This window comes from Flavobacterium salmonis, from assembly GCF_903819435.1.
In the GTDB taxonomy this organism is placed as follows: Bacteria; Bacteroidota; Bacteroidia; order Flavobacteriales; family Flavobacteriaceae; genus Flavobacterium; species Flavobacterium chungangense.
Genome location: NZ_CAIJDP010000071.1, coordinates 227,175 through 250,437 on the forward strand (window position 1 = coordinate 227,175; position 23,263 = coordinate 250,437).

At 33.2% G+C, this 23,263-nt stretch carries 27 protein-coding genes; all 27 read left to right on the forward strand.

What is annotated here, in order from left to right; genetic code table 11:
- The first annotated feature begins 11 nt into the window (after positions 1-11).
- The 27 genes from FLACHUCJ7_RS14075 (at position 12) to FLACHUCJ7_RS14205 (ending at position 23,033) form a co-directional block, all read left to right on the forward strand.
- Positions 12-1,331 (forward strand): RagB/SusD family nutrient uptake outer membrane protein, encoded by a 1,320-nt coding sequence (locus tag FLACHUCJ7_RS14075; protein WP_180909309.1) that lies wholly within the window; start codon positions 12-14, stop codon positions 1,329-1,331.
- A 201-nt stretch (positions 1,332-1,532) separates the two neighbouring features.
- Complete coding sequence (locus FLACHUCJ7_RS14080; RefSeq protein ID WP_180909310.1) at positions 1,533-2,297, forward strand: LytR/AlgR family response regulator transcription factor; 765 nt, start codon at positions 1,533-1,535, stop codon at positions 2,295-2,297.
- 223 nt (positions 2,298-2,520) lie between these two features.
- Positions 2,521-3,105: an NUMOD4 domain-containing protein gene (locus tag FLACHUCJ7_RS14085; protein ID WP_180909311.1), complete on the forward strand. Its 585-nt coding sequence runs from the start codon at positions 2,521-2,523 to the stop codon at positions 3,103-3,105.
- 448 nt (positions 3,106-3,553) lie between these two features.
- Complete coding sequence (lpdA, locus tag FLACHUCJ7_RS14090; protein ID WP_180909312.1) at positions 3,554-4,942, forward strand: dihydrolipoyl dehydrogenase; 1,389 nt, start codon at positions 3,554-3,556, stop codon at positions 4,940-4,942.
- 364 nt (positions 4,943-5,306) lie between these two features.
- A complete protein-coding gene (locus FLACHUCJ7_RS14095; protein ID WP_180909313.1) occupies positions 5,307-5,795 on the forward strand; it encodes a hypothetical protein in 489 nt (162 codons plus the stop codon).
- A gap of 160 nt (positions 5,796-5,955) precedes the next feature.
- Positions 5,956-6,681, forward strand: coding sequence for a hypothetical protein (locus FLACHUCJ7_RS14100; RefSeq protein WP_180909314.1), 726 nt, complete (start codon positions 5,956-5,958; stop codon positions 6,679-6,681).
- A gap of 145 nt (positions 6,682-6,826) precedes the next feature.
- Entirely contained in the window at positions 6,827-7,318 is a 492-nt protein-coding gene (locus tag FLACHUCJ7_RS14105) for a DUF2004 domain-containing protein (protein ID WP_180909315.1), read from the forward strand.
- A 153-nt stretch (positions 7,319-7,471) separates the two neighbouring features.
- Positions 7,472-8,110, forward strand: a complete 639-nt coding sequence (locus tag FLACHUCJ7_RS14110) for a hypothetical protein (RefSeq protein ID WP_180909316.1) — start codon at positions 7,472-7,474, stop codon at positions 8,108-8,110.
- A 208-nt stretch (positions 8,111-8,318) separates the two neighbouring features.
- On the forward strand, positions 8,319-9,272 hold the full coding sequence (locus FLACHUCJ7_RS14115; RefSeq protein ID WP_180909317.1) for an SPFH domain-containing protein: 954 nt from the start codon (positions 8,319-8,321) through the stop codon (positions 9,270-9,272).
- On the forward strand, positions 9,272-9,514 hold the full coding sequence (locus FLACHUCJ7_RS14120; RefSeq protein ID WP_180909318.1) for a hypothetical protein: 243 nt from the start codon (positions 9,272-9,274) through the stop codon (positions 9,512-9,514). The genes FLACHUCJ7_RS14115 and FLACHUCJ7_RS14120 overlap by 1 nt, the downstream gene beginning before the upstream one ends.
- Before the next feature lie 12 nt (positions 9,515-9,526).
- On the forward strand, positions 9,527-10,453 hold the full coding sequence (locus tag FLACHUCJ7_RS14125; RefSeq protein ID WP_180909319.1) for a hypothetical protein: 927 nt from the start codon (positions 9,527-9,529) through the stop codon (positions 10,451-10,453).
- A gap of 34 nt (positions 10,454-10,487) precedes the next feature.
- Positions 10,488-11,450, forward strand: a complete 963-nt coding sequence (locus FLACHUCJ7_RS14130) for a DUF6620 family protein (protein ID WP_180909320.1) — start codon at positions 10,488-10,490, stop codon at positions 11,448-11,450.
- Positions 11,451-11,701: 251 nt separating this feature from the next.
- Entirely contained in the window at positions 11,702-12,166 is a 465-nt protein-coding gene (locus FLACHUCJ7_RS14135) for an RNA polymerase sigma factor (protein WP_180909321.1), read from the forward strand.
- A gap of 1 nt (position 12,167) precedes the next feature.
- Positions 12,168-12,710 carry a hypothetical protein gene (locus tag FLACHUCJ7_RS14140; RefSeq protein ID WP_180909322.1) on the forward strand — a complete coding sequence of 181 codons (543 nt, stop codon included), beginning with the start codon at positions 12,168-12,170 and terminating at the stop codon, positions 12,708-12,710.
- Between the two features lie 202 nt (positions 12,711-12,912).
- Entirely contained in the window at positions 12,913-13,659 is a 747-nt protein-coding gene (locus tag FLACHUCJ7_RS14145) for a YegJ family protein (RefSeq protein WP_180909323.1), read from the forward strand.
- A 17-nt stretch (positions 13,660-13,676) separates the two neighbouring features.
- Positions 13,677-14,321: a suppressor of fused domain protein gene (locus FLACHUCJ7_RS14150; RefSeq protein ID WP_180909324.1), complete on the forward strand. Its 645-nt coding sequence runs from the start codon at positions 13,677-13,679 to the stop codon at positions 14,319-14,321.
- A 265-nt stretch (positions 14,322-14,586) separates the two neighbouring features.
- Complete coding sequence (locus tag FLACHUCJ7_RS14155; RefSeq protein WP_180909325.1) at positions 14,587-15,003, forward strand: hypothetical protein; 417 nt, start codon at positions 14,587-14,589, stop codon at positions 15,001-15,003.
- A 260-nt stretch (positions 15,004-15,263) separates the two neighbouring features.
- On the forward strand, positions 15,264-15,752 hold the full coding sequence (locus tag FLACHUCJ7_RS14160; protein WP_180909326.1) for an SRPBCC family protein: 489 nt from the start codon (positions 15,264-15,266) through the stop codon (positions 15,750-15,752).
- A gap of 125 nt (positions 15,753-15,877) precedes the next feature.
- Entirely contained in the window at positions 15,878-16,477 is a 600-nt protein-coding gene (locus FLACHUCJ7_RS14165) for a nitroreductase family protein (RefSeq protein ID WP_180909327.1), read from the forward strand.
- 48 nt (positions 16,478-16,525) lie between these two features.
- A complete protein-coding gene (locus FLACHUCJ7_RS14170) occupies positions 16,526-16,987 on the forward strand; it encodes a hypothetical protein (RefSeq protein ID WP_078226595.1) in 462 nt (153 codons plus the stop codon).
- 49 nt (positions 16,988-17,036) lie between these two features.
- On the forward strand, positions 17,037-17,915 hold the full coding sequence (locus FLACHUCJ7_RS14175; protein ID WP_180909328.1) for a helix-turn-helix domain-containing protein: 879 nt from the start codon (positions 17,037-17,039) through the stop codon (positions 17,913-17,915).
- 72 nt (positions 17,916-17,987) lie between these two features.
- Positions 17,988-18,836: a Rossmann-fold NAD(P)-binding domain-containing protein gene (locus FLACHUCJ7_RS14180; RefSeq protein WP_180909329.1), complete on the forward strand. Its 849-nt coding sequence runs from the start codon at positions 17,988-17,990 to the stop codon at positions 18,834-18,836.
- The gene (locus FLACHUCJ7_RS14185; protein WP_180909330.1) at positions 18,833-19,222 is read left to right on the forward strand and encodes a DUF5367 family protein; all 390 of its coding nucleotides are present in this window, start codon (positions 18,833-18,835) and stop codon (positions 19,220-19,222) included. Before FLACHUCJ7_RS14180 ends, FLACHUCJ7_RS14185 begins: the two co-directional genes overlap by 4 nt.
- A gap of 273 nt (positions 19,223-19,495) precedes the next feature.
- A complete protein-coding gene (locus FLACHUCJ7_RS14190) occupies positions 19,496-20,533 on the forward strand; it encodes a tyrosine-type recombinase/integrase (protein ID WP_180909331.1) in 1,038 nt (345 codons plus the stop codon).
- Positions 20,534-20,670: 137 nt separating this feature from the next.
- Entirely contained in the window at positions 20,671-21,198 is a 528-nt protein-coding gene (locus tag FLACHUCJ7_RS14195; protein ID WP_180909332.1) for a hypothetical protein, read from the forward strand.
- Positions 21,199-21,202: 4 nt separating this feature from the next.
- Positions 21,203-21,727, forward strand: a complete 525-nt coding sequence (locus FLACHUCJ7_RS14200; protein ID WP_180909333.1) for a hypothetical protein — start codon at positions 21,203-21,205, stop codon at positions 21,725-21,727.
- A 199-nt stretch (positions 21,728-21,926) separates the two neighbouring features.
- Positions 21,927-23,033, forward strand: coding sequence for a hypothetical protein (locus tag FLACHUCJ7_RS14205; protein WP_180909334.1), 1,107 nt, complete (start codon positions 21,927-21,929; stop codon positions 23,031-23,033).
- Positions 23,034-23,263: the final 230 nt, after the last annotated feature.

Sequence of the window (23,263 nt, forward strand, 5' to 3'; positions counted from 1 at the left end):
TACCATTAAAGATGAAAAAATTCTCAAAATATATAGTACTTTTCGTTGCAGCCATTGCAGTAAGCAGCTGTGATGATTATCTGGACATTACTCCGGTTGGACGAGTTATTCCGGAAACGTTAGATCAATTTCGTGCAGTTTTAACACAAGGATATACTGTTTATCCAGAGCATAAATCATTGACAGCAGTTCGTACAGACGAATTAACAATGAATGAGTTCAATGATGAGATCAACGTTTATAAAGATATTTATACCTGGAAAGATACTAATCCGGATCGTATAACAATTACGTTCCCATATCAGGATTTGTATACTGTGATTTTTTACACAAACGTTATCATTAACGAAGCGTCTAAAAAACTAGCTGAATCTCCGGAAAAAAATCAATTAATTGGAGAAGCTTACGCTTTAAGAGCTATGGCTTACTTTGATTTGGTTAACCTTTTCGGGAAACCTTATAATGTTGCAACAGCCGGTTCAGACAAAGGAGTTCCATTGGCTTTAGAAATAGACTTAGAACAAGCCTACGTTCCTCAAAGTGTTGAAGTAATTTACAACCAGGTTATTTCTGATACTGAAAAAGCTAAAGGTTTTATTAATGTAGATTCTCAAGTAACAGGTAAAAACTACCGTTTCTCTAAAGTGGCATTATACAGTTTAGAAAGCCGTATTTACTTATACCAACAAAAATGGCAAAAATCTTTAGATGCTGCAAATAATGCTTTAGCTATCAACAGCAACTTAGTTGATTTAAAAGCGACTCCTGTTTTTGCAACTAAATATGACTCCAAAGAATCAATTTTAGCTCTTGAACTTACTTATATAAATGGACTAAAAGGAGCTTCATATGCTTCGCCAGAATTAATTGCAGCTTATGATAAAACAACTGATTTACGTTTTCCTCTTTACTTTTTAGCAAGCGGAAGTCGTTTCAGAATCCAAAAAGCAGGAAATGATGAACAAAAATGTTCATTCAGAACTTCTGAATTGTATGTAACAAAAGCTGAAGCTTCGTTAAAACTAAACAACATTGCTGATGCAAAAACAACAGTTTTAAGTTTTATCAAAAACAGATATACTGCTACTGCTTACACACAGCTTGAAAGTGATGTTAATGCTATGAATGCAGCAGATTTAACAAACTTCATCTATGCTGAAAGACAACGTGAATTTGCTGTTGAAGGACAGCGTTGGTTTGACTTGAGAAGAACCTCCCAAAAACAAATCGTTCACACTTTCAATGGAGAAAATTTCACATTAATCCAAAACGATCCGCGATATACCATTGCTTACCCAGCAAACGCGAGATTAAACAATCCCAATCTATAATACCTATTGTTTTTGTAAAAGGGCCCAGTTTTTCAACTGGGTCTTTTTTATTTTTAAAACTGAACAAAATTTAAATAATTAAGAATTCTTTAAACTCCTAAAAAAACATATTGTAAAAAAATCTGAGTCCGTTATATTTGCAAAATCAAATTAGAGATTCATTCCTAAAAATGAAACTTTTTATTATAGTTGAAAGGAAAAATGAAAATTGCCATTATTGAAGACGAATACCTTGCTTCGAGTTATCTGAAATCTATTTTAGAACAACAGGATATTTTACAGATTACCGAAATTACGCTTTTAAAATCTGTAAAAGAAGCTGTTGCCTTTTTTACCCAAAACAATGTCGACCTTGCTTTTATGGACATTCACCTTGGCGACGGAAAAAGTCTTGAAATTTTCGAAAAAGCAAACGTCTCCTGCCCTGTCATATTCATTACGGCTTATGATTCTTATGCTATATCAGTTTTTAAACATTTTACGATTGATTATCTTTTAAAGCCTTTTGAAGAACAAGAATTATTAGAAGCTTTAATCAAATTTAAAAAAATCAAGGATAGCTTTAATTCAGACAACACTTTACAATCACTTGTTGCGCTTGAAAATCCGGAAACAAATAAAATACAACGTCATTTTTTAGTCAATTATGGCTATAAACTAATATCAGTAAACGAAGCCGAAATCACTTATTTTGCCGCATCCGGAAAACATTTGTTCATCTATCTCAAATCAGGAAGCAGCTATTTGTACAATAATACACTAACCGATATTATAAATAATCTGGATCCGTTTATTTTTTTCAAGATTAACCGAAAATACATTGTAAACCGAAATAGTATAAAAGAGGTCGTAAAACACTCCACTCAAAAAATCGAATTGATTCTTACTGTTCCGGCAGTCGAAAATGATCCCATTATACTTAGCAAAAAAGAGATAAATAATTTTAAAAACTGGCTCGACCAATAGCTTGAGAACCTTTTTAACCTAAAAAGGTCTGAGTAAAAAATTTTAAAGAGGTGAATTAATGTTAATTTGAGCCTTTCAACGAATCTAAAGTGATGAAAAATGTTTCAAAAGTTAAAATAGCGTTATAATAATCATAAAATTCACACTTCATAATCAAGCAGATAGTATTATTTTCTTTGAAATTGTATCTTTGAGATATTAGAATTTCAAATGAAAAAGAAACATGCAACAGATTAGATTTTATCCAAATGAGGAATTTAAAGAAATAGAAATTAATGAATCCCTACAATTTAGATATGCCATTTCAAACAAAGGAAGACTGATAAGTTTTACAGATGATATACAAAACGGACGCCTGCTAAAAGGAGGTCTGAGTGACGGATATCCTACCTTTAGGTTTAAAGTCAGACAAGATGATAAAATTGTCAATAAATACCTTTTTCTCTACAAATTAGTTGCCCAGTATTTTATTCCGAAACAATCCGAAGAGCAAACTTACGTACTTCATTTAGATTATATCCGAAACAATGACGATGTTAACAATCTTCGCTGGGCTACAAGAGAAGAAATGATTGCACACAGCCGTAAAAGTCCGCATGTCATTCAGGCAAAAAAGAACCTGATCGAACACAATATAAAATCAGACGGTAGAAAGTTAACCACTACAAAAGTAATGCTTATCAAAAAAATATTAGCCCGCCCTGAACAAAAAACACGCCTTAAGATGATTGCCAAACAATTTGGTGTAAGCGAAATGCAGATCAGACGCATTGCCAGCGGTGAAAACTGGGGACATGTCAAAATTTAATGGTGAATTGTTAATGGTCAATTATTAATAATTTTACGCTGAGCAAAGTCTAAGAACTATCAAAGTTCCTGGACTTTTTTTTTTGGGAAACACTTCATTTTTCAGATTTATCTTCAAAATTTCAATATACAGTTCATAATTCACAATTTACAATTAACAATTCATTAGATTTCTGTGAAAAGACCAAAACCTTAAGTGGTAAAAATAAATTTTTGAACTATTTTTTAAAATAAATCCTTAAATTCGCAAACACAAAATAATCGTGAATAATTGGAAAAGAGTTTCGGAAAATAAGCCTCAATTTCAATATTAAAACTAAAAAACAAAAAAAATGACACGAGCGTTAGCGACTGCATTTTAGCATTAAAAACAAATTAAAAAAATTTAAAATGACACGAGGCTTTTGCCGACTGCATTTTTTTTCAAATAACAAATAAATAAGCAAAAAATGAAATACGACGTTATTGTTTTAGGAAGTGGTCCCGGCGGATATGTTACAGCTATCAGAGCCTCACAATTAGGCTTTAAAGTAGCTGTAGTTGAAAAAGAAAACTTAGGTGGTGTATGCTTAAACTGGGGATGTATCCCAACAAAAGCATTATTAAAATCGGCTCAGGTTTTTGATTATCTTAAACATGCTTCTGATTACGGATTAACAGTTTCTGAGTTTGATAAAGATTTCTCTGCTGTAGTACAACGCAGCCGTGGTGTTGCTGAAGGAATGAGCAAAGGGGTTACTTTCCTGATGAAAAAAAACAAAATCGACGTTATTGAAGGTTTCGGAAAACTTAAACCGGGAAAAAAACTGGACGTTACGGATAAAGAGAATAAAGTTACAGAATACAGCGCTGACCATATCATCATTGCTACAGGAGCCCGCTCTCGTGAGTTGCCAAACTTACCTCAGGATGGTGTAAAAGTAATTGGTTACCGTCAGGCGATGACATTGCCAACACAGCCAAAATCTATGATTATTGTAGGTTCTGGAGCAATTGGAGTTGAGTTTGCACACTTTTACAACTCAATGGGAACTGATGTTACAATTGTAGAATTTATGCCAAACGTTGTACCGGTAGAAGACGAAGATATCTCAAAACAATTTGAAAAATCTTTGAAAAAAGCAGGTATCAAAGTAATGACTAACTCATCTGTTGAAAAATTAGATACTTCAGGATCTGGTGTAAAAGCTACTGTAAAAACAGCAAAAGGAGAAGAAATTTTGGAAGCTGACATCGTACTTTCTGCGGTTGGAATCAAAACAAACATCGAAAATATCGGTTTAGAAGAAGTGGGTATTGCTGTAGACCGTGATAAAATCTTAGTAAACGCTTACAACGCAACCAACATTCCGGGTTACTATGCAATTGGAGATGTTACTCCGGGACAGGCTTTGGCTCACGTAGCTTCTGCAGAAGGAATCAACTGTGTGGAGAAAATCAAAGGTTTACACGTAGACCCAATCGATTACGGAAACGTTCCGGGTTGTACGTATGCAACTCCAGAAATTGCTTCTGTAGGTTTAACAGAAAAACAGGCTAAAGAAAAAGGATACGAATTAAAAATTGGTAAATTCCCGTTCTCAGCTTCCGGGAAAGCAAAAGCTGCCGGAAATGCTGACGGTTTCGTAAAAGTAATCTTTGATGCTAAATACGGAGAATGGTTAGGATGCCACATGATTGGTGCAGGAGTTACAGACATGATTGCTGAAGCTGTTGTAGCCCGTAAACTGGAAACTACAGGTCATGAAATCCTTAAATCTATCCACCCTCACCCAACTATGAGCGAGGCTGTTATGGAAGCTGTTGCAGACGCTTATGGCGAAGTAATTCACTTGTAATACATACTTAAGCTATATATAATTTTCAATTTCAAATCCGATTTGTACAAACAGATCGGATTTTTTTATGGGCATGACCCGCAGAAAAAGCGGGTCGGGCTATTCGCTAAATCTTTTGTTCCGTTTCTCTTCACAAAAGGATATCGCTGCTATCCCTCATGCGGGCATCGGGTTTCATAATTTAATTTGAGGATGGAGAGAATAAAGTCCTTTTAAGAAATTTCTAAACATTATTTATATATTTGAAAGAATTATAAGAATAATACTTATCACTACTAGCTAAGTCGGCTGCTGCCTAATAGTAATTTTGAAACTATTATAAATGAGTTATAGGCAATTTTAACAACACTAGAAAACAATAGACATGGGAATATTTGACATTTTTAAAAGTAAAAATCAAAATGAAAACGAAGCTAAATTTAAAAACATTGGTATTGATAACGTATATCTAATTGATATACCTGAAGATTGGACACAGTATAAAAGCGATCGTTTTAGGGCTATAAACAAAACTAAAAGTATCAATTTCTCTATAACAAATTATGGAAAATCATTAGACCCAAAAAATCCTTTTACCCTTGACAAGTTGAAAGCTGAAACCTTTGAACTTTTTCAAAAATTTGTAACTGAAGGTGGTTATGAACCGATTGACGACAGAGAAGCTAATAATAATTATGTTTATCAGGCATTCAAAGTTGATAACGAAACTCAATACTATTATTATACGAGCAGAGAAAGAATGGGACAATTAATTCGTATCGTTTTTATCTTAAAACAGAATGGTATTTACAAAGCTTCAACTAAAAACCTACTACTTGCAATTGGTGACAGTATAAAGACTAAAGTAGCATAAAAAACTATCTATAACAGTTTCAACTGATTTGGACAATTGGCTTAATGGAAAAATGGTTTTGAATTTGGGATTATTTGGCAAATCCGAAGAATGGGCTTAATTTAGTTTCAAACCCGCTACAGTAACAGAAAGTTACTAGCAAGCTTAAACAGAACTAAAAATGAACAAACTTCAAAAAATAGCTCGTAGAATAATTAAGATATCATTTGACTTTTCAGTTTCTATAATTGAGCACTTTAATGATATGGAATTATACAATCAGAAAGTGTCCGAATTAAGAGGTTTGGAAAATGGAATGCTGGGTAAGGAAATAGCCGACTGCCTGGATGATCATAAATTGACTTTAGTTCCTAATTATGAAAGTCATGATTTGAAACACGTTTTGCTGGATTATAAAATGACCGAAGAAGATGAAATTAGAATGCAGGCGTTTATGCTCGGAAATGGGAACTACACAATTCCTTGTTTTGCAATCTTGGGTTTTGGAACAATACTACTACCCGATATGTGGTCAACCTTTTACCAAGATTATAAAAAAGGCAGAAAATCAATTCCAATCTCAAGTTGGAAAATAGAAGATTACTCAAAATCAAATATTAATGAATTGCGTTTGAAATTAAATAAATCAAAAATAGAAAAACAGCCAGTTATATGTCTAAAATCAGTAGCTAAACTTGGCGCTTTCGCATCAATAATCACCGGAATTTTTGGAATGCTTTTTTGTATTCCATTTTTATTCTCATCAAACTTGGCTGACTTAGTTGGCGCAGGATTTCCTTTTGTCGGTGGAGCAATTTTAATGGTTGGAGGGCTTTTTACATTGTCAAATTTATCACGTACAGAGAAAAACCAACTGGTAACAGCTACGACGGATTTTGGCAATTAGCTTGATGGAAAGATGGTTTTGTATTTGAGATGATTTAGCAAATCCGAAAAATGAAACTTAATTTAGTACAAAACCCGCTGTAGTATCAAAACGTTGGCAGTAAGTTTAGACAAATTACACCTTAAAAAAGTAAAATATTAATAAAATGACAGAATATACGTTACCTCATTTCGGAAATTTATCAACAGGAAATTTAGAAGAGTATTACGATGTTGACATTGAATTCAATGGAGACGAAATTCAGATAGACCTAAATTTTGAAGACAAAACCATTGATACGTCAACAATGGATAAAGTAAAAAAATTTATTGGTAATATTGATAAATTTGACAAGCTAAACAAAACATATATTCATAATGACGAAGATGGTGACACGGTAAAGTTTTACTTAGAACATCATCTTGAAGAAATTAGCAAAGACGAAATTTCAACACTCATAAACTTTGACGATATATTAACAGAGCCTGAACAGCAGCTTTTGGCAAAATTGAAATTAGTAAGAGTTGGGCTTTATCCTCACGATGAAGATAATTTTGCAATATTTGATTACACTATTGGACGTGAATTGACCGACTATTTAGTCGTAATAAAGACTGACGAAAACGGACAATTGGACTATATGACAATGGAGAGTTGAGAAAAACCTACGCTAACAGTTACAACGAATTTGGGCAATTGGCTTAAGAGAAAATTGGTTTTTGTATTTGGGATGATTTGGCAAATCCGAAGAACGATCTTAATTTAGTCCCAAAACCGTTACATTACCAACCTTAGATAATATTTCTAAAAAATGCATAAATACATCTTCATCTTATTATTCATTTCAAATATAGCTTTTGGGCAAAGTTCAAAAGACCTAACAGAATCTTATATCAAAAAATTCCAAAAGGAATTAAAAAAGAAAAACATAGAGGATTTTTTTGTAGTCAAGCATATTCAATATGGTACAATTAAGATAACTAATATTAACGACAAAGATTACTGCAAAAAAGCGGAACATCATTACCGAATATATGCTTTTTGGAAAGAAAGCAATGATTATTGGTTAAAAGTTTTTGATAATTGTGGAGGATTTCTTCCTATTAAACTGAAAGATAAAAAAGCAATAGATTTTTATATTGAGAATTTTGAGAAGATAAAGCTTGATGAAGTTGAAAGATATAAGCTCAAGACAGATTCAATAGCAAACGGGAAAAAATATTCTTTTATCTCAATGCAAAGTCATTCACCGTTGAGATATTTTTGGTTTTACAAAGGTTCAATAGAATTTAAGAAGTACTTTGATGAATACAATTTAACGTCAGATGAAAAATCTCCGAATATAAATTACGAAACAAACAATAATCTTGAACTCGTAAAACTAAATAGAATTTGTGATGAAATAATTGTAGAATATCTCAAAACTGAAAACTTAATCAGAGAAAAATAAAACTCAATCATACTGATATTAAACCAGTTGACGACAGACTACTTTTATCAAGTAAAATTAATCCGATGTGCAAAACTAACCGGATTTTTTATGCCTTTATTTTACTGGCAGTAATCCTGTTTATTGACAAAAAATCATTAAAAATTTCATAGAAAAAGCTTTTGTGATGTATTAAAATTCTTATTTTTATTCCTGCAAAAAATATCGTATGAAATTACCTTTTATAGAAATAATTGAAGCCACAACAAGCAACCCAAATTTGTTAATGTGGAAATTCCATGATGAAGACAAAGAAATAAAAAACGGAGCAAAACTAACGGTTCGCGAAAGCCAGCAGGTAATGCTGTTAAACGAAGGACAGCTTGCGGATGTATTTTTACCCGGACTTCACACCCTTTCAACAGAAAACATCCCTATCCTGAGTACCCTCAAAGGATGGAAATACGGATTTGAAAGTCCATTTAAAGTGGATGTTTACTTTTTTAATACACACCAGTTTATCAACAACAAATGGGGAACTCCGGCTCCTATCCTGCTCCATGATCCGCAATTTGGACAAATCAGGGTTAGGGCTTTTGGAAGCTTTGATATCAGGATAATTGATGTTGCCAAATTCTTCCGTCAATATGCCGGTACTTATGAACAGCTTACTATTTTTGAACTCCAAAACCAATTAAGGGATTTTGTAGCTCCAAAGTTTGGAGAAGTTCTGGCAAATGAAAACATCACCATTACAGATGTTGCCGGAAATATTACACAATTAGGTCAAAAAATAGAACCTTATCTAAAACCTTATTTTCTTCAATTAGGAATTGAATTGGCACAGTTTGTCATTACCAGTGTAACCTTACCAGAAGAAGTTACGGCTCACTACGATAAAATAACGAACATGAATATGGTAACCGATATGGATAAATTTACCAAATTCAATACCGCAACGGCAATTGGTGAAAAAGGAACCGCAATGCACGATGCAACCCAAAATGCCTTAAGTATGGGCATTCTTTTAAACCAGCTGCAACAAAACAAAGAAACTCCAAAAGAAGAACCAAAGGACGATTTGACTTCAAAACTTCAAAAACTGAAATCATTGTTTGATGCCGGTTTAATCGAAGAAGATGAATTTAAAACCAAGAAAACGGAATTATTAAGCCAATTATAATGGAAGAGAAAAAAGTAATGTCCTTTCTGGATAAACTAAAAGAAAAGGCGCAAAAACAATCCAATTATGGAGGCGAAACTGAAATTACCGATGCCCAAATGAACCTCAGAGACTGCCCAAATTGCGGAGCCGGAAGAGCCAAACATGACGGGCTGACAAATTGCGCCTATTGCGGATATGAATTCATACAAGTCAAACTTACAGACGGATTTTATATTAAAAAAGAAGATAATTCAATTTAAAAAACAAGTAACGTGTTCGGACTATTTAATAAAGAAAAAGAAGAAGAAACCACTCCTGAATGGTCTGCAGAACTTCAGGAATCACAGCAAAGATGGTTTGCCTTTTTAGAAAAACTGGAGGTCAAAATGGAAGAGCTGACAACTGCTGCTATCACGGAATTGAAACAGCTTTTAGAAGAAGATGAAGACCTTTATAAAAGAACTTTTCGCAGAGTATATGCAGGAGTTAGAGGCCAATTAAACAACATCAGAGAAAAAGCCAGAGATACTTACGAAGAAAAAATAAACCGTATTTATTACGATCTCAATTCTCAGGTTTCTGTCTTAAGCAAACATCATGATTTACTTTCTGATTTTAGAACAGCCTGCTCCGACCGACATAATGAATTTGAAAGAAAATTTGAACACTGGAGTGATCAAATCGAAAAAACTCAGGAACGTGACCTCGAAATTGAGTACCAAAAAATTCTCAATGAATTTGAAACCATTAAGGATAAATTCAGCTGCAAACAATGTGGAGGAAATATCACTATTGATAAGATTTTTTTAATAGAAACTTATATATCATGCCCTTATTGTCAATCGCAAAACACTTTTGCTCCCAGCACTCAGGCCAGAATGTTACAAAATATTGCACGGGGTCTTGCAGAACAAAGAACAGTTCATTTGTATGAAGCTTTTGAAACTGAAAACAACAAAGAACGCGAATTGTATCACCAGCGTCATGAATTAAGCCTGAGTAAGATCCATGAAACAGACAGTAGAGTTCTAAATGAGATCAATAACAAAATGGATCAGCTGGAAATCGACAGGCAAAATATAATCCAAAATGCCCCAAAATTATATCAGGTTTATTTAAGAGCCATGTATGACGAGTGGAATAAAATTACACCCGATTTAAAAGAGCACAACGAAAGAATGTATCAGAATCACTCATAGTACCAATAAATTATTAACCCTTAAAAACAGAAAAATGTTTAAAAAACTTTTTGGATCCCTAACGGGTGACAACACTCAGGAAAATCAAATTAATGCACAAACAGAAACTTCAAATGATAATTATGAAAATGAGTATGAAAACGAATATCAGGAAACAGAATACGATCCTGAAACTTTGCACGGAACTCATTACGATGTTGAAGATTTTGACAATGAAGTAGAAACAAGAGCCGAAGCCTGGATTAAAGACGAACGTGATAGCGGCGAAAATTTACGAGACAGTGATATTAAAAGCATTTATACCAATTACAGAAGAGAAGTCTACAAAGAATGGAATGACTGCGATTCTGACCAAATGATTCGGTTTGAAAATGCTAATTCATTAAAATACAGCGGCATTCAGACTTCAGGATTTGTAAAAGTTGATGATAACAATCCGTTTCTTGAACCTGTACACGGTATTTCATTGAGAGATTATACTGCGATGTGTTTAAAGATTAGCGCCGGAGTAGATTATAATGAAGTTTGCAGAGCAATGGGTATCGAGTCTGTAATCTGGGAAGAACTAAATACGATCTGGCCACAGCGTATGGGCGAAGACACTTCATTTACTGTTACAACCTTATTTGGTCAGTATTATGCAGAAAATGTTACCGTTCCGCAATTAGAAAATGTCAAGGCAGAAGTTTCAGAAGAAGGTCTGGCAAATCTTGAAAAAATCAAAACTGATCGTTATTTCTATGAAGAACTTGCCGGAGCAAGACAGGCTGCTTACGAATACGGAATCGACGGAGCGCAATGGATTCTGGATAACTACGGAATCAATCTGGCCGATTTCCAGTCGGTTGCCATGCAGTGGATGACAGAACAGAATCAAAACTGGAACTCAGAAGAGATAATGGAGTTTTCAAATTACCAGCAGGAAAAGCAAAAAGAATACGCCGCAAAATTCGCCGCAGAACAAGGCGGCAATATAGCGGACGACGTAGAATTCTAAACTATTTCCAGTACATCAATTAATCCGGTTTGTAATTGCAGATCGGATTTTTTTATGGGCATTCGCAGCAGAAAAAGTAAGTCAGGTTATTCGCTAAATTTTTGTTCGGTTTGACGCCAGAATCGGCAAAGCCGAAGTTAGAAACTTAAAAGTACATTGTTTATAGATTTTTTTAAAATAGTGTAATTTTTTTTATCTACATGACAACTAATAAATTATTAGAATAATCAAATAACTTTAAACTTTGATTGATGAAAGAAAATTTTATAAAATCCATTAATGAATATCAAAATATAATTCACAAAATTTGCAGGCTATATAGAAACAGCCATGAAGACCGTGAAGATTTATTTCAGGAAATAGTTTATCAATTATGGAAATCATATCCTAAATTTAAAGGAGAATCAAAAATAAGCACCTGGATATACCGGGTTGCTTTTAATACCTCAATAGTTACATTTAGAAAAAATAAAATCTCTATTTCTAACTATAAAAATATTCCCGAAAAGTTCCATCCTACACTAGAAAATTCATATTCGGAAAACGAAGAACGCATTTTTGAACTTCTTAGTAAATTAAATAGTATTGAAAAATCTATTATCACACTTTATCTCGAAGATTATAATTATGAAGAAATTGCGACTATAATTGGGATATCCGAAAATAATGTAGGAGTCAAACTGAACAGAATCAAAAACAAATTAAAAATAAAATAATATGGACTTACAGAGCTTAAAAACAAACTGGAGTAAAATGAACTATTTACCAAAAAATGATATGGAATTAGAAAAAATGACTTCAATAAAAAATCATCCTGTCTTGAAAAAAATAAAAACAAAACTTATAATTGAAACTTTGGCTATTAGCATTTTCTTGCTAACATATTACAGTGGATTCGACGGTGATAAAAAACCTCTTTACGCTAATATTCTTCTTATTTTTAGTGCCATTGCATATATTATCAACGGTTTATTGAGTTTACAGGTAATTCAAAAACCAATTCAGGGAGAAAACTTAAAGGAATCAATTTACACTTATTATAAAAAAGTAAAGACTATTTCAAAAATTTCTTTGAGCATTACAATAATATACACTGCTAGTCTGTTACTCTTTTTTGGGTTTGCAATCAATTTTAGAGGAGAAAAAAAATGGATACTGTTATTTGGTATTATTGTACTAATCCAACTACTATTTTTGTCATCCAGAATTTGGAAATCCTGGCTGGAAAAGTTAAAAATCGAAATCGAAAATTTTACCTAATCCACTCTATACTTTTTATTAGTGTACTTAAAAACTAAAAAGTGTTAGTAGTAAATTGAGTAAGAAAAACGAGCAAACCTGAATTTAAGTCAACCTTTACTAAAACATTGTCAAAATTTAAACTTATTCTCTAATTAAGTGCCTTCAAAATTGCTTTTTTGCTGTAATAAAAATAAATTTATATTACATTAAAAATGACAAAATGGAAAACACCCCTATATTTTTCGCAGACGGCGAAAGCCCGAAAATGATTGATGCCTTTAAAAGAGCGCAGGAAACCTTTAAGTATTTCTGGAGAGAATTATCCTGGGAATACCGTCGTATCATTCCCGGACTCGATGTTGCCTGTGTAAAACTGGCTTTTACACAGGAAATTGAGAATGAAACAATCGTTGAGCACATGTGGATCAATGACATCAACTTTGATGGCGAAAAAATATATGGAATTTTGGTTAATGACCCTAACGAATTAACAAATGTAAATAATGGCGATGAAGTAGAAATTCCGTTTAATCAGATAAGCGACTGGTTATTTGCAACGCAAGGCAAAACATATGGAGGATTTACCATTCAGGCGATGCGTTCCGAAATGACTCAAAAAGAACGAGAAGAACATGACGATGCCTGGGGTATGGATTTTGGAGATTTTAATAATATTCTGGTTGTATATGAACAAAAGGAAAACCCTCAAAATATAACTGAACATCCTATGAGCATCAATATGAAAGAAAGTCTGGAAGATTTCATCAAAAACAATCCTATGGAGCTTACTTCAAAAGATGAATTGGGCTACACCTTTTTACATCGGGAAACAATTGCCGGAAACCGCACTTCTGTTGAAGTTTTGCTAAAATCAGGTGCCGACATTCATGCAAAAACCAATAACGGCAAAACAGCACTCGATTTTGCCAGACAACTAAACTGGGAACATTTAATTTCGCTTTTTTAAACAGATACAGCTACATTATGACATTAGAAGATTACAAAAAGCAGTTTACAGAAGACGATACTGTCGGATGGCTCGAAATAGACAAAGAGTTTGAACGCCTTTATCCAGGTCAGGAACCGAAACATTATGCCCCGGCAATCAGTTATATGCTTGGAGGAGATAATCCGCTTGATGGAGTTAGCGTTTACGAGAGCAAAAAACAAACAGACCATTTTCACTTTATCACTTATGGATTTTCAGAATTATATTATGATGAAGAAAAAGTAGCAGGCGAATTCAGCAAATGGGGATTTGAACTCACCTTTAGATTAAAGCCTTTCGAAAAAGATAACGGAAATCCCTCCTGGGCAATTGCGCTTTTGCAGAATATTGCAAAGTACGTTTTTAGCAGTGGAAAATGGTTTGAAGAGTATCATTTCATGCCTGCCAATGGTCCAATACGGCTGGAGACTGACACTGATATTACAGCTTTGGTTTTTGTTGAAGATCCTGAAATCCCTAAAAAACTAACACCTCACGGAGAAGTTTCATTTTTGCAGATAGTAGGCATAACGAAGTCAGAATATGAATCCCTTTTAGAGAATCCCGGAACAGCAGAAGCACTTGTAAATAAATTAAAGGAAAACAATCCATTGTTAATAACAGATTTAAACAGAAAATAATGGTACATTTATTCTATTCACATCTGGTTTTTATTCCGCCATCATCATTACAGAAGCTGCAGAAATAGCCGATTACAGAACAACAGACTGGAATGAAAATACTTTTGACAAAGAAAAGCTTAAGGCCTCTGCAAAACGATTTGAAATTTGGAGAGATCCCGATTTTGACATGGATTATTTTAATGACAGTCTTTTTAATCAACTACTAAGCAACCCTTTAACAAAACCTGTATCTCTTAAGTAAACTATCCTAAATTTTTAACCCATGAAAAAGTTTACTTTACTATTGATTTTCGCAGTCCTTATTTCCTGCAGTAATGATGATAAAGATGTATCGTCTAAAAATAATTTAAACGGCCGATGGAACTGGATTCTTACCTCCGGAGGTTTTGGTGGCGGATCATTAACTCCTGAAAAGCTAAATCAAACAATGATTATTGAATTCTCAGGTACTTCTTTAAAAACTTATATAAATGACAATCTGTCTAAAACCCAAAAATTTTCAATTCAGAGCAAACCATCAATTTTTGGCGGCAAGCGAAAAGTAATTGTAATCGATAAAGGGAATTCAGATACTGCTGAGGCTTTCCTTGATCAGTCTTTTGAAATTATTGGCAAAAAACTCTATTTAAGACAAGAGTGTGTTGATTGCTCTACATCTGAATATGAACGTATAAAATGATACTTTTTCTCATTTTTAAATTCTTATAAAAACGAAACCTCTACTCTAGCCCTGATCGAAGCGGTATCCTCTGGCTGCAGGGTTTACAGGCAGAGATATAGCGCAGAGCAGGACAAAGGGTTCTGATAAAAATGGATAGTCCTGCTTCTCAATTTCATCATATAAATTGTCCGGATTGATACTAAAATTGTCTTTTTACACCCCTAACCTATTGATATTTAAGCTTTAAATTTGTTTCATAACTTTTTAAAAAACATAAAATGAGTGTATCAGATTTTAGTACAGTAATACAGGTTGACCAGTCTCCTTCAGCCGTTTTTAATGCCGTAACAAACGTTCGTGGCTGGTGGTCAGAAGAAATTGAAGGCGATTCGGCAAAACTCAATGATGAATTCAATTATCATTATGAAGATATTCACCGTTGTAAAGTTAAATTGACTGAGGTCATTCCGAACCGGAAAATCGTCTGGCTGGTGGAAGAAAACTATTTTAAGTTTACAGAAGATGAAACCGAATGGACTGGCACAAAACCCACTTTTGAAATAACGGAGAAAAACGCAAAAACAGAGCTTAGGTTTACACACGTTGGTCTGGTTCCCGACTACGAATGTTTTGATATCTGCAGGGATTCGTGGACCAATTACATTCAGAATAGCTTAAAAAAACTGATAACGACAGGCAAAGGCGAACCGAATGCGAGCGGAAAACCCCAGACCGAAAACGAAAGAAAACTAAGTGCCGGCGAATAATGCTGTTTTAAAAAACAACAATAAAATGTACTCCGTTACAAAACTGCGCTTACAATTGCCGAAATATTCAGCTTATCAGCTTAACTTTGCAGTCTATAGAACTAAAAACGTTAAAATACAGCATTATGAATATTTTGGAATTAATGAAAAAAAGATACTCTGCTAAGAAGTACAACGCTGACAAAGTAATTCCGCAGGAAAAAATCGAAGCTTTGAAAGAGATTTTATACCTAAGCCCTTCTTCTATAAATGTACAGCCATGGAAATTTACCTTTGTTCAAAATACGGGAGTTAAGGCACAATTAGCAGCGGTTTCGATGCACAATCAGGAAAAAGTAAATCAGGCGCAGCTGGTAGTTGTTTTTAGTGTTGCAGATGATCTTGATGCTTTTCAGCAAATAGTAAATACTCAGTTCACGGAAGCACGCAGAAACTGGTACAACCAAATGAAAGCAAGTAAGCCTGAAGCGGATTTAAAAATATGGCTGTCCCAACAAGTATACATAGCTCTGGGAGTTGGTTTGACTGCCAGTATTGCTTTAGGTCTTGATTCTACTGCTATGGAAGGTATCGAATCTGACAAATACAAAGAAATTCTTAACATGTCTGATTTTAAACCGTTGTTTGCTATGGCGGTTGGTTATGGCGCTGACGATGATTTTAACCGAATCGAAGTGATGCCAAAATCGAGAAGATTATTGGACAGTGTGATTGAGAGTATCTAAATCAATTACAGGCCAGAATAAATATAGCAAACAAATAGAAATCAATTTATGAAGAGAGCAGCTATAGTTGGGATTACCGTAATTGGCATTTTCTTGTTATTTTTTGGTGCTTTTTATATATTTTTTATAAATATTGATTTTGTTGGACACAAAGATCCAAAAACTGTTAAAGAAAACTTGAAAAGGGAAAATAATAAAATACTATCTGCTGAGTACCGAAATGGAACAGACTATTGTAAAATAGATTTATTAGACAAAGCAAATATTGAAATTAATGTTGGGAATAGTAAAACAGGAATAATTTTAAATGAAAAATATCATATTTCGGGAGATACAATAATAATCGAAAAAAACTCCAATGAATTTATAAATGAGGATTTGAAAGAATATATGAACACTGATAAATTCATTATTGCTGATAAACAAATATTATTTGAAGTAGATAAAAATAATCAATATAATAAATCAAAAGTAATGGAAGTAAAATTTAATGAAATTCACCAGAAGTAAAAATTATTTGATTTAAAACAATTTTACCAATACAAAATCGCACTGCTAGATGACCACCGACATCATAGAATTAAATAATTTTATCGTCCTGATCGAGCATTCTAATGCAGAGAAAACCTTTGTACAGAAATGTGAGATCGACGGTGATGCGGTTGGTTTTGCTTTTTATGGTTCCGGCAATGTCGAGTTAGAAATCAAACATAACAATCAGACCAAATATTTAACCAATACTACCGGCTTGGCGATTTCATTTTTTGGCAATCAAAAAGTAGCATTTGCCCATAAAATTGCACCCGACAAACCCTTACAATGCATCAGTATTTTTACGAAACTTAAAAAGCTGCATACATTGCCACAGGTCGAAAAAGAAATTTTCGAAAAACACCTGCCTGAGTTATTAAATCCAAAAGAGCATTTTGTAAAAGGCCCCACTTTTTTTATGACTCTCGACATGCAGCTGGCCGTTCAGAAGATTTTCAATACCTCCTACTCCGGCAATACAAGACTGTTATTTTTAAAAAGTCAGGTCAACGAATTACTGTTGCATTACTTTGCCCTTTTGTCTGATGCTAAAAAAGTGGAACTGACCGACAAGGACAAAGAGAAACTTTTTCAGGCAAAAGACATCGTGAGCACGCAATATTCGAAACCGCCTACTATTTCAGAATTGTCAAGGCTCATCGGACTTAACAGTACCAAATTAAAAAAGAACTTCAAGGAGTTATTTGGGATTCCGATTTACAAATACATTCACGAAGAGCGGCTGAACAAAGCATATGAACTGCTTTCACAAACCGAAAAAACCGTTCAGGAAGCCGCCTGGGAAGTCGGATACGAAAGCCTGAGTTCGTTTTCGAATGCTTTTCAGAAAAAGTTTAATTCAAGACCCAACGAAGTAAAAAAACAATTCCTTTCAAACAAATCTTAATTCTTTTCCGACAAATGATTTGGTTATGAGCTGTGCAACTTTGCAGTATCATTAATCTAAAATCATATAAAAATGGAAAATCAGAAAATTTTAGTGCTTGGCGGAAACGGAAAAACCGGGCGCAGAGTAACGAAACTGCTAAAAGAAATAAGCGACGCCGAGGTTTATGTAGGTTCCAGAAATGGCTTCCCTCCTTTTCACTGGGAAAATCCCGAAACCTGGCTTGGGGTAATCGAAGGGATTGATACGGTTTATATCACTTTTCAGCCTGATCTGGCTATTCCGTCAGCACCGGAAACCATTCAGAAATTCACTACTTTGGCCACACAAAACGGCGTTCAGAAAATCGTACTCCTTTCCGGAAGAGGTGAAAAAGAAGCACAGGTTTGCGAAGAAATTGTAAAATCGACTGCAAAAAACTGGACGATTGTAAGAGCCAGCTGGTTCAGTCAGAATTTTAGCGAAAGTATCTTTTTAGAACCTATTCTGGCTGGTTACGTAGCCATTGCACGTGCTAAAACACCAGAACCATTTACCGATGCCGATGATATTGCAGCTGTGGTAACAGAAGCACTTTTAAACGAAAAACACAACGGAAAAACATACGAACTTACCGGTCCGAGGTTACTCAGTTTTGAACAAGCCGTTGCCAAAATAGCCCAGATTACAGGCAGAGAGATTCAGTTTCAGTCACTTTCTGTAGACGAATACATCGGTATGTTGCGTGAATATCAGATTCCCGAAGATGAACTTTGGCTGGTAAACTATCTTTTCACTGAAGTGTTAGATGGCCGAAATTCCAGCCTCACGCACGATATTGAAAAAGTCTTAGGCCGAAAAGCCAAAGATTTTACCGACTACGTAAAAGAAACGGCGCAAACAGGAGTCTGGGATGCTCCTAAACTTGCAGAAACACCATGAATTATCCAAGAGCTTTCCTGGCGGGCGTTATTGCATGGCTTTGTGTTGTGATTACTTTTTATGTTCTGGAATACATTCCCTTTTTTAAAAAATCGACGACAGCTCAGGCCTTCATTGCCGCTTTTACCATTATGTTTTATGCCTGGTTTGCCGAGTGGTTGTATTATAAAAAAGCAGCAAAAAAATCTGGGCTTCTCGTGGGAATCATCATCAACGGATCCGCATTGGTTCTGAACGTTTTAGTAACGGTTTCGCTTATCGAAATTCCAAAAGGAAGTAGTTATCAGACCTTTTTCAGCAATCCTTTATTATGGATTCTGGCGGTCATTAACGTAGTAACGGTGTTTTTATATTTAAAGCAAAATACAACTGTAAGCGAAAACTAACAAACACTATTTCAAAATCCGATTTGCGATAAGCAGATCGGATTTTTTATAGCATGCCCCGCAGAAAAAGCGGGTCGGGCTATTCGCTAAATTTTTTGTTCCGTTTCTCTTCACAAAAAGATACCGCTGCTATCCCTCATGTGGCAGTTGGTTTCATAATAAGCTTCACTTTTCAATACAAAAAGGTTTTCAAAATTAAATTTATAAACATCAATCCAAATTAAAATAAAGCAGAATATTCTTATATTTACCTCGTATTTTAATTTAAAAAAAATGAATTGGTCATCCAAATTAATCATCCATAAAAAAGAACTCCGAATAGCAATTTACTTTGAAAAAAAAGCAAAATTGATTGCGCGCATCAAACAATTCGAAGGCGCAAAATGGAGCCAAACCTTAAAAGTCTGGCATTTACCGGACAATGAACAGAACCGAATTCATTTTAAAATACCCGCTGCCTATTTATCATTTCCATCAGAGGAAGGGATTTTAGCCATCCAAAAATTTAGTAATTGGCTTACTTCCAGACGTTATAGTCACAATACTGTAAAAACATATACTGAGGCCTTAAAGTCCTTTTTGGTTTTTCATCGGGAACTTCTCATTTCCGAAATCACAAATGATCATATCATACTATATAATAACGATTACATTTTAAAAAATAACCTTTCGGCTTCCTATCAAAATCAAATCATCAACGCTCTAAAATTATTTTTTAAAATTATTGAATCCCGAAAAATAATCCCTCAAGAAATTTTTCGTCCTAAAAATGCAAAAACTTTACCCAACATTTTGAGTAAAGAAGAGGTATTGCGAATTATCGATTCTACCACCAACCTAAAACACAAAACATTATTGGCATTAATTTATTCTGCCGGACTTAGAATCAATGAAGCCATCAATATGAAACTTACTGACATTGATAGTCAGCGCATGCTAATACACATCAAAAATGCGAAAGGGAAAAAAGACCGTTATACATTATTATCCAATAAAATTCTTCTTTTGTTACGAGAATATTACAGTGTATACAAACCTCAGTTGTATTTGTTTGAAGGTCAGTTTAAAGAAAAATATAGCAGCCGAAGCGCACAAGCCATTTTACAAATAGCAGCCCGAAAATCGGGAATTACAAAACGGATTAGTTTGCATACCTTACGGCATAGTTTTGCAACTCACCTGTTAGAATCAGGAACTGATTTACGATATATTCAGGATTTATTAGGACATAGCAGTCCAAAAACAACTATGATTTACACACATGTATCAAGCAATTCATTACAAAAAATCATCAATCCCTTCGATATGTAAGAAATAATTTTATTTTTGTAATGCAATAAAACGCAAAAAAACATGCGCATAACATGCCAATATAGTATAAAACAGGCTAAATTTATTCGCATATAAATTAGTTGTGCGTCATTGTAAAAAACGAAAACAAACAGAATATGAACTTAAGAACAAAAAAAAGTATTGCCAAAGAAGTATTATATTTTTTTGCTGGAGTTGTTATATTGTTGATATTTTGGGCTTTTCTTGAAATTCAAAATAATTATTTTCAAAACAAGGTCATTAATTACAAAAAGGAAATTACTGAATTACAAAGTCAAATTAAAGAGTTTGAAACAAAACCTTTGCTACAACCAGATAAATTAAAAAAATTAAATGAAAATGCTTTGGAAATGTCAGAAGCTGGATATAGTCAAGAAGATATTTTGACTATGAAAGATGATTTTCTAAAACTGTTTGCAAGTAAGAATACTTTGAGAGAACAAATAAAATTAAAAAAACTAAAAATAAATGAAAAATTAAAAACCGATAATGTAAAAAAGATATATTTGAAAATTTTAAATAGAAACGAAATTTTTCATAACATCAAATTACTAGCAATTATATTATTTGTGTTATTATATCCTGCAAGAATTATTTTCAGTTCGGTTAAATGGGCAATAAAAATATTGAAAATTAAAAACTAATTAAATGATTGAAAACACTCATAATAATGAAAATTGGGAAACTCTAAAAATAATTTTGGGTATTATTTCTGGTATTTTTATTTCAACAATTGGTTTTTTATTTACTCATCGTTTTAACTGGAGAAATTATTTAACTCAAGAGTTTAAAGTTATTTTAAAAATAGATTTGACACAAGTGTCTGGAGGAGTTGAAGATATAGCCGAAAAAATTGCATTTAATTACGAAATCAATTGTACAAATAGTGAAGAAATGTCTATTAATTATATTTATTTCAAAATACCTGAAAACATTAAAGGTAATGTTCCTCAAAATCCAACATTAGGAGAACGCATCTATGGAAAAAAAGGCAGATTTTATGTTCAAAATGAAAAAATGAATTTTAAACATAATCATTGTGGAAAATATACATTAGAAGATGAAATACTTTTAAATGAAATTAAAAACAGAAATATCAATTATGTTAGTTTCATAATCAACACGAATAAATATGGAGATATCGAATCAAACGAAGTCAAAATTTCCAGTTAAATAAAACAACGAACGCACAACACACGCTACAAGCAATTTGGGCATTTGGCTTAATGGAAAAATTGGTTTGTATTTGGAAGATTTGGCAAATCCGAAAGATAACGATAATTTAATCCCAAACTGCTTGTAGCGCGAGAACGTTGTAGGCAATGCAACCAAAAATTCGCAGAAAACAAATTACATAAAAATCAATAAACTTATGAATATAGAAAGCCTTTTAAATAAAATCAATCTCTTTAAAGAATTCGTAATTGAATCTGGTCTTAAAAGAGATTTACAAGATTATATAAACGCAATCGCACAACCTCAAAATAGGAATCTTGTATTTATGAAAGGTCTTTCAGAAAACTTGAAAAATTATTTCTTTCAGATTGAAAATAATTCAATAGATTCTGAATTGCAAATTATTTTGAAAGACACAAAACCGTTCACTACTATCGCAGTTTTAGATGAAATAGAACAAATAAATGAAGATCCTGAAATACTTCCTGAAGATTATTTTCAGAAATTCTATAATTTATTGGAGCGTATTAATCAGTTGATAATTTCAAACGAAGAGGAAATAAAAACTATTGAAACAATATTTAAAAAGTATATTAAAAGTAATGAAGATTCTATAATAGGCGAACAAGCTCTAGTTTCTTTAGTTTTTAAAGACTTACAATCAACTGGAAATTTAAAAGAATTTTCAAAGGTTTTAAATAGATGGAATAGAACATTACTAATTTATCATACTCTTTTAAAATCAGAATCGCCAGAAGAAATCTCATTAGTTGAAATTCAAAATGGTTCAATTGATGTTATTTTCAATATTGATTTTGATATTGCTTTAGACTTAACCGAATTAATAAAACTTGGCTTAAAAGTTTATGGTGCATATTTATTATACAAATCAAAAACAGCAAGAGAAATAATTGAATCATATGCTGGTAATCTTAAACTTATAAAATCTGAAAAAGATAGAGAAATATTGATGTTGGATAACATTAAAGACTCTATCAAGCTAAAAATTTTAGAACAACATAAGGATAAATTATTATTAGATAAAAATATTGAAAAGGCTGGTGCAGAAAAGAAAGCAGATGAAATAAGCAGAATAATTACTGACCATATTGTAAAAGGTAATGAAGTCAAATTATTAAATGCTTCAAAAGCAAATGAAGAAGAAGATAAAATTATATCTTCCGAATTAAGAGAAAGCACAGCAATTGTAAGAGAACGTTTTAAAGAATTGGACATACAAGATAAACAGTTATTAATAGAAAAGTATTATATAAAAGCAGACGAAAACGAAGACCAAAAATAAGCACTGCCTACAACACACGCTACAAGCAATTTGGGGATTTGGCTTAATTTAAAGTTGGTCTTGTATTTGGAAGATTTGGCAAATCCGAAGATGAGGCTTCCTTACTCCCAAACTGCTTGTAGCGCGAGAACGTTGGCAGTAATTTTAACGGAAATCAGAAAATTGAGACAAATCAAGACATTTAGTGATGACAGACTTGACAATATGTGTTCATATTGTGGAGAAAAACC

Bases quoted from the DNA above. Each gene is read 5' to 3' on its own strand.
- FLACHUCJ7_RS14075 (WP_180909309.1), top strand. From the start codon at position 12: ATGAAAAAATTCTCAAAATATATAGTACTTTTCGTTGCAGCCATTGCA.
- FLACHUCJ7_RS14080 (WP_180909310.1), top strand. From the start codon at position 1,533: ATGAAAATTGCCATTATTGAAGACGAATACCTTGCTTCGAGTTATCTG.
- FLACHUCJ7_RS14085 (WP_180909311.1), top strand. From the start codon at position 2,521: ATGCAACAGATTAGATTTTATCCAAATGAGGAATTTAAAGAAATAGAA.
- lpdA (WP_180909312.1), top strand. From the start codon at position 3,554: ATGAAATACGACGTTATTGTTTTAGGAAGTGGTCCCGGCGGATATGTT.
- FLACHUCJ7_RS14095 (WP_180909313.1), top strand. From the start codon at position 5,307: ATGGGAATATTTGACATTTTTAAAAGTAAAAATCAAAATGAAAACGAA.
- FLACHUCJ7_RS14100 (WP_180909314.1), top strand. From the start codon at position 5,956: ATGAACAAACTTCAAAAAATAGCTCGTAGAATAATTAAGATATCATTT.
- FLACHUCJ7_RS14105 (WP_180909315.1), top strand. From the start codon at position 6,827: ATGACAGAATATACGTTACCTCATTTCGGAAATTTATCAACAGGAAAT.
- FLACHUCJ7_RS14110 (WP_180909316.1), top strand. From the start codon at position 7,472: ATGCATAAATACATCTTCATCTTATTATTCATTTCAAATATAGCTTTT.
- FLACHUCJ7_RS14115 (WP_180909317.1), top strand. From the start codon at position 8,319: ATGAAATTACCTTTTATAGAAATAATTGAAGCCACAACAAGCAACCCA.
- FLACHUCJ7_RS14120 (WP_180909318.1), top strand. From the start codon at position 9,272: ATGGAAGAGAAAAAAGTAATGTCCTTTCTGGATAAACTAAAAGAAAAG.
- FLACHUCJ7_RS14130 (WP_180909320.1), top strand. From the start codon at position 10,488: ATGTTTAAAAAACTTTTTGGATCCCTAACGGGTGACAACACTCAGGAA.
- FLACHUCJ7_RS14135 (WP_180909321.1), top strand. From the start codon at position 11,702: ATGAAAGAAAATTTTATAAAATCCATTAATGAATATCAAAATATAATT.
- FLACHUCJ7_RS14140 (WP_180909322.1), top strand. From the start codon at position 12,168: ATGGACTTACAGAGCTTAAAAACAAACTGGAGTAAAATGAACTATTTA.
- FLACHUCJ7_RS14145 (WP_180909323.1), top strand. From the start codon at position 12,913: ATGGAAAACACCCCTATATTTTTCGCAGACGGCGAAAGCCCGAAAATG.
- FLACHUCJ7_RS14150 (WP_180909324.1), top strand. From the start codon at position 13,677: ATGACATTAGAAGATTACAAAAAGCAGTTTACAGAAGACGATACTGTC.
- FLACHUCJ7_RS14155 (WP_180909325.1), top strand. From the start codon at position 14,587: ATGAAAAAGTTTACTTTACTATTGATTTTCGCAGTCCTTATTTCCTGC.
- FLACHUCJ7_RS14160 (WP_180909326.1), top strand. From the start codon at position 15,264: ATGAGTGTATCAGATTTTAGTACAGTAATACAGGTTGACCAGTCTCCT.
- FLACHUCJ7_RS14165 (WP_180909327.1), top strand. From the start codon at position 15,878: ATGAATATTTTGGAATTAATGAAAAAAAGATACTCTGCTAAGAAGTAC.
- FLACHUCJ7_RS14170 (WP_078226595.1), top strand. From the start codon at position 16,526: ATGAAGAGAGCAGCTATAGTTGGGATTACCGTAATTGGCATTTTCTTG.
- FLACHUCJ7_RS14175 (WP_180909328.1), top strand. From the start codon at position 17,037: ATGACCACCGACATCATAGAATTAAATAATTTTATCGTCCTGATCGAG.
- FLACHUCJ7_RS14180 (WP_180909329.1), top strand. From the start codon at position 17,988: ATGGAAAATCAGAAAATTTTAGTGCTTGGCGGAAACGGAAAAACCGGG.
- FLACHUCJ7_RS14185 (WP_180909330.1), top strand. From the start codon at position 18,833: ATGAATTATCCAAGAGCTTTCCTGGCGGGCGTTATTGCATGGCTTTGT.
- FLACHUCJ7_RS14190 (WP_180909331.1), top strand. From the start codon at position 19,496: ATGAATTGGTCATCCAAATTAATCATCCATAAAAAAGAACTCCGAATA.
- FLACHUCJ7_RS14195 (WP_180909332.1), top strand. From the start codon at position 20,671: ATGAACTTAAGAACAAAAAAAAGTATTGCCAAAGAAGTATTATATTTT.
- FLACHUCJ7_RS14200 (WP_180909333.1), top strand. From the start codon at position 21,203: ATGATTGAAAACACTCATAATAATGAAAATTGGGAAACTCTAAAAATA.
- FLACHUCJ7_RS14205 (WP_180909334.1), top strand. From the start codon at position 21,927: ATGAATATAGAAAGCCTTTTAAATAAAATCAATCTCTTTAAAGAATTC.